The sequence below is a fragment of the Chloroflexota bacterium genome, assembly GCA_020850535.1.
GTDB lineage: Bacteria > Chloroflexota > UBA6077 > UBA6077 > JACCZL01 > JADZEM01.
The window spans coordinates 41,336-50,920 of record JADZEM010000168.1 but is presented as its reverse complement, the minus strand read 5'-3'; the positions used below and the strand labels follow the sequence as shown (position 1 = coordinate 50,920).

Below are 9,585 nucleotides of genomic sequence, written 5' to 3'. Positions count from 1 at the left end.
CGTCGCTGCGCGACGGCCGTCGGGAACGGCAGGCACTGGTGCGACTGGCGCGTCGCGCAGCGACTGCAGGATGGTAGGCGGGGCTTTCAAGCCCCGACGAGGTCGCAGGACGTGCTCGTCATGCAATCGCCCTGGTGCACACACGGGCGTCGTTTGACCGGTCCGGCCCGGCGTCCTATCCTCTGATGCTTGAAACACATGAGGTAGGTGGCCCCGGCTCTGGTCCTGGCGGCCAGCTCGGCAGCGGCGCGACCGACGAGGTATCGATGCGAATCCTGATCATGGGGTCTGGTGGGATCGGCGGCTATTACGGCGCGCGGCTCCTGAAGGCCGGCAATGAGGTCGTCTTCGTGGCGCGCGGCGCACACCTGGAGGCGATGCAGGCGCGCGGCCTGGAGACCCGTGAGGTCGGCGGCGGCGACGTGATGGTGCAGCCGGTCCAGGCGGTCCGCTATCCGGCCGACGCCGGTGGGACGTTTGACTTCATCCTGTTCGCCGTCAAGACCTACGACAACGACGAGGCGGCGGCGGCTGTCGCGCCGGTGGTGGGGACGGAGACCAGCGTTCTGCCGGTCCAGAACGGCATCGACTCGGTCGAGATGGTCGGCCGTCACGTGCCGCGCGAGGCGATCCTGGCTGGCTCGACGGACATGAGCGCGAAGATCCTGGAGCCGGGTATCATCCAGCGGCTCAGCCAGGGGTCGCGGATCACCGTCGGCGAGGCGGCGGCCCCGCGCACGCCGCGTGTCGAGCGGATCGTGGCGGCCTTCCACGAGGCCGGCATCCCGGACGCGGTCATCACCGACGACTCGCAACGGGCGCTCTGGGAGAAGTTCATGTTCCTGGCCCCCGTGGCCAGCGTGAACAGCTGCACGGGCCTGCCGACCGGGCGGATCAAGGCGGCTGAAGGCGGCATCGAGCTGCTGGCCGCCCTGCGCGACGAGATCCGGGCGGTCGGGCTGGCGACGGGCGTCAACCTGCCCGACGAGGCCGTCGAGCGGGTGGCCGGCATACACGGGCGGCTGACCGACGCGCACACCGTCTCGATGCAGCGGGACTTCGAAGCTGGCCGCCGCGTCGAGCTGGAGACGCTGACGGGGACCGTCGTGCGGCGGGGTCGGGCGGTGGGCGTCTCGACGCCGCTGTTCAGCGCGCTCTACGCGATCCTGCGCGCGAAGGCCGAGAGCATGGGCATCGTCAAGTAGGGAGACAGGCTCGTCGGGGGTTTCAACCCCCGACCGCTCGTTTCGCGGGGATACAGGAACACCGACCACCATGCGGCGCCCTGTGTCACGTCACGTCATGGCGTCGATGACGGCGTCAGCGAACTGCGACGTGCCCACCGCCGACGGATCGTTGGGGCGCGGCTTGAGGTCGTAGGTGACCCGTTTGCCGTCGGCGATGACCCGCGCGATGGCCCGTTCGAGGCGGGCGGCGGCCTCGAACTCGCGCAGATAGCGCAGCATCATCACCCCGGACAACATGGCGGCGCTGGGGTTGACCTTGTTCTGGCCGGCGTACTTCGGGGAGCTGCCGTGGATCGGTTCGAAGACGGCCCCGAGCTTGCCGATGTTGGCCCCAGGCACGACGCCCAGCCCGCCGACCAGTCCCGCGCACAGGTCCGAGAGGATGTCGCCGTAGAGGTTCGGCATCACCAGGACGTCGTACTGGTCGGGCTTCTGGACCAGCTGCATGCACATGTTGTCAACGATGATGTCGTTCACGTCGAGGTCAGGGTAGGACCGCGCAAGCTCCTGGCCGATTCGCAGGAACAGGCCGTCGGTCACCTTCATGATGTTCGCCTTGTGGACGAGCGTCACGCGGCGGCGGCGGTTGGCGCGGGCGTACTCCAGCGCAAACTGGATGATGCGGCGGCTGCCCTCCACTGAGATCGCCTTGAGGCAGACGCTGGATTGCGGCGCCAGCGGCGGCGCGCCGGCCTCCAGCAGGGCGTCCAGCAGGCGTGGCATGCGCGGGTCGTCATACCCGAGCTCCGCGCCGACGTAGACATCCTCGGTGTTCTCGCGGATCACCACGAGGTCAACGCTGTCGTGACGGGTGCGAACGCCTCGGTAGGTCTTGCAGGGCCGCAGATTGGCGTAGAGGTCGAGCGCCTTGCGGAGCGCCACGTTGACGCTGGGAAACCCCTTGCCAATCGGGGTGGTGATCGGTCCTTTGAGCGCGACGTGATTCCGCTTGATCGAGTCCAGCACCCGATTCGGCAGCGAGGTGCCCTCGTTGGCGAGGACGCAGGCGCCGGCCGTCTGCACCTCCCAGTCGATGCTGACGCCGGTGGCGTCGATGGCGCGCCGGGCGGCGGCCATGATCTCGGGGCCGGTGCCGTCGCCGGGGATCAGGGTGACGCGATGGCTCACCTTCGCTCCCGGCGACGACGTACCCATGTGGTCAGGCGGACGGGATGAACGACCGGTAATCCGAGATGCTGAGGTTCAGCTCCTCGGGCCGCTCCTCGACAGCCGTGGCGATCAGGTCCATCGTCAGACGGACCGCCGTCATCTTGTCGTCGATGGCCGGATCCTTCTGGAGAATCGTGTTCAGCGAGTAGCAGGCAGCGGCCTGGTACATGGCGCGGAACAGCTCGAACTCTTCGAGGAGGGTCGGCGGGACTTCGGGCCGCTCGATCAGGGTCGGGTAGAGCGGCTGGCCGGCCGCCTTCGTCTCCCCCTCGACCTGCGCGATGAACGCCCGCTCCGACGTGTCGTCGGTGGCCCGGTAGTTGTTGTAGGCGATCTCCCGGGTGCCGGCCGGCGTCAGCCCGATCAGCAGCCGCTCCATGAAGGTTGCCAGCGGCAGCCGTTCCAGCACCACATCCTCGCTGAAGTCACGCTTCAGCAGGAAGACGCTGGTCACGAAGAGTGGCTCCAGTGGATTCGTGAAGACGCGCTCCTTGCCGAAGACCGGGGTCACGTCCAGCATGGCGCGGGCGTTGTCGAAGGCGAACAGCCGACCCATGATGGTGCGCGTCCGCTCGGGGCCGAGTGACTGGAAGTGCCGGCGCGTCGGCTCGTGATCGGCGTTCATCACCAGTTGCGTGACGTTGTCGAGCAGCTTCTGGTGCTCCGCCAGGAAGGCTGGCGAGATATCCGGGACGTTCTCCTTCTTCGATTCGAGGATGCTCAGCGCGGACTCGGGGAAGTTCTCGACCAGGTTGGTGCGGAGGTAGAACACCTTCTCAGAGATGTAGGTGTACGCCTCAATCCCCTTGTCAAGCGCGAGATCCGTCGTCCGAAGCTGAAGCTCCTCGTTGTCGGTGGTGAGCGCCACCATCGGCACATCGGCGGTCGGGTGCTCTTCCAGCCAGCGGAAGCAGCGATAGCCCAGGACCGGACCCTCGGGCGCGTCGATGCGGCGCGGGCCGACGCGCTTTCCGTCCTTCGTCTGGAACACGTACCGGACGTAGACCCAGTCATCCGAGTGGAAGCGAGTGTTCGCGAACTTCATCAGCCCGTACGAGCTGGTCGACTTGCCGGTGCCGGTGGCGGCGATATAGAGGACGCCCTTCTTGCCGGACAGCTCGACGGCCGCGCCATGCAAGGAGTGAATGCCGTACTCGTCGGCCAGCACCCGGCCCACTGAGCCGAGCACCCAGCTCTTCAACTGCCCGTAATACGAGGTGTTGAAGAAGATCACCGCGTTGTGGCGGCGGCTGTAGTAGGCTGCTTCCGGCTGATCGGCGATGCCGCCAAAGGCGTACACCATCACCTGTGGCTCGGCCGGCGCGTCCCGCCCGGTGGCGGCCTTCCACTCGTCGGGTGAGAACCAGTTGTCCACCCAGAAGTCGATCAGGTGCGGCGAGTTCGTGTGGGCGCGGACGCGGATGCCGTGAACGACGACATCATGGATCCGGGTCGCGGCCTGACCGTCGGCAGAGGCCATGTAGCCCCTGACGGACGCCAGCAGCTCCTCGTAGCGGCCGGGCTTGGCGTCAATCGCCTTGTCGTGGACGTTGGTGCGGGCCTTCGTCCGGGTCAGGACGTTGGCCGCGCCGATGGGCGTTCCAGGCCACTCAACATCATCGGGGACCGTTGGCTCGGGGAAGTGAAATGACTGCTGCTCGACCGTAGCCATGCAAACACTCCGTTCTGGCTCGCCAGCCCCGGGCGTCCCACTGTCGGCAACCAGCGTCCGACAGCCGAGGGCTGGCGTTTCACGACCGATGGAATGAGCGTGAAGTGGATGAAGTGCGAGGTCGGGCTACTTCAGCCCGACCTCGTCCAGGGCGCCTCGCAGGATGCGGGCTGATTCGAGGAGCGCCTTCTGCTCGCTCTCGTCGAGCGGAAGATGGATTGGCGTCTCGGGACCGTCCTTGCCGATGACCCAGGGGATCGACAGCGCCACGTCCTTGATGCCGAGGTAGCTGCCGTCCATGCGGACGGAGACCGGCAGGATGCGCTTCTCGTCCAGGCGGATCGAGCGAATCAACTGCACGATCATCGGGGCCACGGCGTAGAACGTGCCGCGCTTCCGCTTGATGACCTCAGCGCCGCCGAAGCGGGTGCCCTCGATGACCTCGGCCAGCGCCTGCTCGCTGAAGCCCGGGTACTGCCGCAGCGGCATACCGGCGACGGTGCCGATGCTGGTGACCGGAGCCTGGCTGTCGCCGTGCTCGCCCAGCATGTAGACGTAGACCTGGTCCGGCGTGACGCCGCCCAGGCGCTCGGCCAGCAGGGAGCGGAAGCGGGTGGTGTCGAGCAGGGTGCCCGTGCCGATGACCTTGCCGGCCGGCAGGCCGGTGGTGGTGATCGCCTGATAGGTCAGCACGTCGACCGGGTTGGCCACCATAATGATGTAGGGGTTCTTACTGTGCCTGGTGACCTGCTCGAGCACGCCCTTCATCAGATCGACATTCTTTTTCAATAGGTCGAGCCGGGTTTCGCCCGGTTGCCGTGGAATGCCCGCCGTAATCACAATAAAGTCTGAATCGGCGCTGGCCTCGATGCCGCCGGACGTAATGTCGCAACGGTGGGAGAGGGCAAGGCCATGGCGGAGGTCAAGGGCCTCGCCGGCGGCGGCCTCACCGGCGATATCGCACACCGCAAGTTCTTGAAAGCCGCCTTCGAGAACGAGCTGGAACAGGGTGGTTGAGCCAACCCGGCCCGCTCCACCGACCACGCTCAGCTTCATCCGAAATCTCCTCGACGAGTGTCAATGGCGACGCCATCAGGCTGCACCGCTGGCCGCCAAGATCGGGCGGGACTCGACGGAAGAGGGCCGACGAAGAGGCCGAAAACAGGCAGTCAGAGCGTCTTGTCAGGGGTATGGGGCTATGGTACACTACGCTCTGCGTTCGCGCGAGTAGCTCAGTGGATTAGAGCGCAGCCCTGCGGAGGCTGAGGCCCCGGGTTCGAGTCCCGGCTCGCGTACCAACCGCGGAGACATGTGAAGAGGCCGTCAGTTAGTCCCAATGCCGCCTCGCGGGCGGACTACAGGCGGTCTTTCTCTTTGCCCAAAAACACGCCCAGCGGGGCTTGAAGTAGGGATGGCCAGATGGAACGTAAGCGGCTTGTTGCGGACCGTTTTCGGCGCATCTGGCATATCGTCGAGGATATCGCCGAGACTCCTGGCAAGAGCCGCCGCGAGCTCGCGGACAAGTTCCATCTCAGTGAGCGGCAGGTTCAGGCAGACCTCAACATCATCCGCACCGACATGCGGCTGCCGCTCGTCAGGCGGCAGGGCTACCGGTTCGTGGCCGAGGGCGGCAAGAACGGCGGCGGCGGTGAGGGCTGCTTCGACTTGCGCGAAGCGCAGCTCCTGGTGATGATCCTGCGGCAGGCCACCAAGGACCGCTCGATCCCCTCGGACCGGCTCGGCTCGCTGATGCGGAAACTGCCGGCCATGTTCCCGGCTCACCTTCAGCCGCTGGTGCAGCGGACCCTGGAGGCGGTCACTGCGCCGCGCTCCGGCCAGCAGCAGCAGGTCTTCGCTGCCCTGGCAGACGGCCTGTTGCGCGGCACCTACGTCAAGCTGCACTACCCGCCGGGCGACATGTCCTCGCCGATCACCGAGCCGGTGGTCCGGCCTGAGCTGCTGCTCCCGTATCTGAGTTCCTGGTACCTGATCGGGGACTGCAAGCAGCGCAGCCGCACCATGATGTTCAATCTCGACGCCGTGACCGCGGTGACGCTCGCAGCCGACGCCTGATGTCGTCGCGCGTTCCTCGCCGCCGGGCGCTCGCCCGGGGGTTTGTCGTGGCCGGCGGTCTCGCCATCTGGCTGGCCGCGTTGCCGCAAATGGTCGGGGCGCAGGCCCCTGGCCCCGACGCCGAGACGCCGCTGCCCGACCCCCCGGTGCCCGGACTCCCGCTGGTGACCGGGAACGATCCGCTGACGGAGCCGTCTGAGCTGGTCGTGATGGACCCGGACGAGGACGACGGCACGATGGCGGCGCCCGAGCCGCCGACGCCGGTGGTGCTCGGGGTGACGCCCGTCAAGCTGACGATTCCGGCGCTCGGGGTTGAGGCCGTCGTCGAAGCGGTCGGCCAGGAAGCGGACGGCGCGATGGCCACCCCTACCGACCCGGACGATGTCGCCTGGTACGCGGGCAGTCCAGGGATGGGCGTGCCAGGCAACGTGGTCTTCGCCGCGCACGTCAACTGGGACAATCGGCTGCGCCCGTTCGGGTTGCTGCATCAGCTTGAGCCGGGCGACGTTGTCCAGGTGATCGACGCCGAGGGACGTGGCTTCGAGTACGTCGTGAAGTCGTCGCACTGGGTGCGGGCTGAGGGGGCGCCGGTCGAGGAGATCTTCGCACCGACCCCGATGCCGACGGTCACGCTGATCACCTGTGGCGGCGAGTTCGTGGCCTCGCGCAGGGAGTACCTGGACCGGCTGATCGTCAAGGCGGTCGGCGCGTAGGCCGTAAGGCGGTCATGGGGTAGGCGCGGGCTACCGTTTCACCACGTCAGCGCGACCAGCATCCCCAGCAGCGACCCGATGAACACCTCGAACGGGGTGTGCCCGAGCAGCTCCAGCAGCCGTCGCTCGTTGAAGCGCTTGAGTTCCAGCACCTCTTCCAGCATCCGGTTCAGGATGCGCGCCTGGACGCTGACGGCCCGCCGGATGCCTGCCGCGTCGTAGAGCACGACGCCGGCGAAGATGAAGGCGATGGCGAACAGGGGCGAGCCGACGCCGTGATCCATGCCGATCCGGGTGGCGAGCGCCACCACTACCGCCGAGTGCGAGCTGGGCATGCCGCCCGCGCTCGTCAGGTAGCTGAGCTGAACGGTGCGCTCGCGGAGCAGCACGATCAGCAGCTTTGAGATCTGCGCCAGGAACCACGCCAGCGAGGCGGTGATGAGGGCATCGTTGGTCATCAACTGCGACATCGTGCGACGCCTCAGGCGCTAAAAGGCCGGCTCGTCAAGCTCGATGCTGCTGGATTCGAGCACGCGAGTGATACGCAGCTCGGCAGCGTCGAGGATCTCGGCGCAGCGGTTCGCCAGCGACATGCCGCTCTCGAATGTGGTGATGGCGGCCTCAAGCGTCAGGCCGCCACGCTCCAGCAGCCCGATGGCCTCCTGCAGGCTGCTGAACGCCTGCTCGAAGTCGAGGGCGCTGTTCGATTCCACTGGAGTGTCTGCCGGTGTCGATTTCTTTGCTGCCATCGTCGCTATGATCCCGCCTTGTTCGAGCCGGAGATGTGCGCCGCCTGTCGAGGCGGCAGATGCTGTTCCGCTGCGTCGGACCGGGGTGGGGGGCCGCCGCGTGACCCGTTCGCCGTGGCGTCGAGCGTGCCATCCGCGAGTTGAATAGCCAGGGCGTCGCCAGGGGAGACGGCCGCGGCAGTCCGGACCACCGAGCCGTCTGCCGTGGTCACGATGCTGTACCCCCGGTCGAGCGTGGCGCGTGGGCTGAGCGCGGCCAGTTGGAGGCGTCGACCGGCCACCTGCTCGGCCAGCGTTCGCAGGTGGCCCTCAAGGAGCAGGCGCGCCCGATCCGCCTGATCGAGCGTCGCCTGCCGATCCCGCGCGATCCTGGTCAGCGGCGAGTGCGCCAGCAGGCGATCGCGCGAGCGCCGAACGTTGACCTCGGCCGTCTCCAGCGCCTGCTCGGCGCACGCCCGCCCGCGCAGCGCCAGCTCGGCCAGGTCGAGGCGCAGCGCCACGAGGTCCGGCGAAGCCATCTCGGCGGCGGCGGACGGCGTCGGGGCGCGGTGATCGGCCACGAAGTCACAGATGGTGAAGTCCGTCTCGTGGCCCACCGCCGAGATCACCGGCCACGGCGCGGCGAAGACGGCCCGCGCGATGCGCTCGTCGTTGAAGATGGCCAGCTCCTCGGGTGCGCCGCCCCCCCGCGCCACGATGACCACGTCCACGCCGTTGCCACGCTCGTCGCGCCAGGCGGCCAGCCGCTTGAGCGCCGCCACGACCTCCAGCGGCGCGCGGTCACCCTGGACGCTGCTGTGGGCGAACACGAGCTGGGCGATCGGGTAGCGGCGGCTGAGGACGGTCACCACGTCGTGGTAGACGGCACCCGTCTCCGAGGTAATCAAGCCGATCCGGCGCGGGAACGGCGGCAGCGGGCGCTTGCGCTCCTCGGCGAACAGCCCTTCCTCTTCGAGCTTGAGCCGCAGCGCCTCGAACCGAAGCTGGGCCTCGCCGACGCCGGCCGGGTAGAGCAGATCGACCACCAGCTGCAGGCTGCCCCCGGGCGGGTAAAAATCGACCCGCCCATGCGCCACCACCGCATCGCCCGCGCGGGGCTGCGCCGCGATCCTGGCGGCGTAGCTGCGCCACATCACCGAGCGGATCTGGCCTTCGTCGTCCCGCAGGGTGAAGTAGAGGTGGCCGGAGGATGCCCGCGTCAGGCTGGTGATCTCCCCGGTGACCCAGACGTCCGCCAGGATCTCGTCAGCGCCGAGGATCTGCTGGAGATAGCCGCCGACCTCGCCGACGCCGAAGACGCGCATCATCGCTCCATGCACAGGGTGGGACGGTGATGATACGGCGTGGCGGCCTGCTCACGCGCGGCAGTCTGGCGCGGCTGCCGGTCGGATGGGGTGAACAGGCCGGAGTGCTGGGCGGACAGGTCGGGCTGCCGGCCGATCAGGGCTGGCGCACCAGCAGCAGGGGCTGGCCGTACTCGACGGGCTGCCCTTCGCGAACCATGACCTCCTGGACGACGCCCGACCGCTCGGATTGGACGCGGTTGAGCATGCCCATCGCTTCGACGGCCCCGACGACCTGGCCGGCTGACACGGCGTCGCCGGCGTCGAGGATGACCTCGCCCTTGCCACCGGCGCTGCGTCGAAACACGCCGACGACGGGCGCGGTGATGACGAACGAGTCGGCGCGCGGGCGAGCCTCGGGCGCGGGACGGGCGGGCGCAGGCTGGACGACGGGCGCGGCCTCCGTGGTCAGCTCACGACGCACCAGGAAGCGGACGCCGTCATGCTCGACTTCGAGCTGTTCGACATCCGAGCCGTCCACCAGCCGCAGCAGCTCGCCGAGCTGGTCTGCCAGTTTGTCACTCATCGGCGAACCTCTCCTGAGCTACTGTACGGCGGCGGTGACGGATCGGCTGTTCAGCGGGGGACACCATAGGGCCGGGGGGTGCAATCCCCGTT

10 protein-coding genes and 1 tRNA gene are annotated in these 9,585 nt (G+C 67.9%); 4 read left to right on the top strand and 7 right to left on the bottom strand.

Features of this window, described 5'->3' with window-relative positions; translation table 11 throughout:
* Positions 1-266: 266 nt before the first annotated feature.
* Positions 267-1,205 (top strand): 2-dehydropantoate 2-reductase, encoded by a 939-nt coding sequence (locus IT306_24440; GenBank protein MCC7371590.1) that lies wholly within the window; start codon positions 267-269, stop codon positions 1,203-1,205.
* Positions 1,206-1,295: 90 nt separating this feature from the next.
* Here IT306_24440 and IT306_24435 read toward each other — a convergent pair whose 3' ends face one another.
* The 3 genes from IT306_24435 to IT306_24425 all read right to left on the bottom strand — a co-directional run bounded on the left by IT306_24435 (position 1,296) and on the right by IT306_24425 (position 5,145).
* Positions 1,296-2,375: an isocitrate/isopropylmalate dehydrogenase family protein gene (locus IT306_24435; GenBank protein MCC7371589.1), complete on the bottom strand. Its 1,080-nt coding sequence runs from the start codon at positions 2,373-2,375 to the stop codon at positions 1,296-1,298.
* Positions 2,376-2,406: 31 nt separating this feature from the next.
* Positions 2,407-4,089 (bottom strand): hypothetical protein, encoded by a 1,683-nt coding sequence (locus IT306_24430; GenBank protein ID MCC7371588.1) that lies wholly within the window; start codon positions 4,087-4,089, stop codon positions 2,407-2,409.
* A 126-nt stretch (positions 4,090-4,215) separates the two neighbouring features.
* Entirely contained in the window at positions 4,216-5,145 is a 930-nt protein-coding gene (locus IT306_24425) for a lactate dehydrogenase (GenBank protein MCC7371587.1), read from the bottom strand.
* A 165-nt stretch (positions 5,146-5,310) separates the two neighbouring features.
* On the opposite strand from IT306_24425, the gene IT306_24420 reads away from it, so the two are divergent.
* The 3 genes from IT306_24420 to IT306_24410 all read left to right on the top strand — a co-directional run bounded on the left by IT306_24420 (position 5,311) and on the right by IT306_24410 (position 6,875).
* Positions 5,311-5,387: transfer RNA gene (locus IT306_24420), tRNA-Arg, on the top strand.
* Positions 5,388-5,508: 121 nt separating this feature from the next.
* Positions 5,509-6,162 (top strand): hypothetical protein, encoded by a 654-nt coding sequence (locus IT306_24415; GenBank protein MCC7371586.1) that lies wholly within the window; start codon positions 5,509-5,511, stop codon positions 6,160-6,162.
* Positions 6,162-6,875 (top strand): class F sortase, encoded by a 714-nt coding sequence (locus tag IT306_24410; protein ID MCC7371585.1) that lies wholly within the window; start codon positions 6,162-6,164, stop codon positions 6,873-6,875. Before IT306_24415 ends, IT306_24410 begins: the two co-directional genes overlap by 1 nt.
* A 38-nt stretch (positions 6,876-6,913) precedes the next feature.
* On the opposite strand, the gene IT306_24405 is transcribed toward IT306_24410, so the two are convergent.
* From IT306_24405 to IT306_24390, 4 genes are all read right to left on the bottom strand, one after another.
* The gene (locus IT306_24405; GenBank protein MCC7371584.1) at positions 6,914-7,345 is read right to left on the bottom strand and encodes a divergent PAP2 family protein; all 432 of its coding nucleotides are present in this window, start codon (positions 7,343-7,345) and stop codon (positions 6,914-6,916) included.
* A gap of 18 nt (positions 7,346-7,363) precedes the next feature.
* Positions 7,364-7,624: an exodeoxyribonuclease VII small subunit gene (gene xseB / locus IT306_24400; GenBank protein ID MCC7371583.1), complete on the bottom strand. Its 261-nt coding sequence runs from the start codon at positions 7,622-7,624 to the stop codon at positions 7,364-7,366.
* A gap of 5 nt (positions 7,625-7,629) precedes the next feature.
* Positions 7,630-8,928 (bottom strand): exodeoxyribonuclease VII large subunit, encoded by a 1,299-nt coding sequence (gene xseA, locus IT306_24395; protein MCC7371582.1) that lies wholly within the window; start codon positions 8,926-8,928, stop codon positions 7,630-7,632.
* A gap of 136 nt (positions 8,929-9,064) precedes the next feature.
* Positions 9,065-9,493, bottom strand: a complete 429-nt coding sequence (locus tag IT306_24390) for an acetyl-CoA carboxylase, biotin carboxyl carrier protein (GenBank protein MCC7371581.1) — start codon at positions 9,491-9,493, stop codon at positions 9,065-9,067.
* Positions 9,494-9,585: the final 92 nt, after the last annotated feature.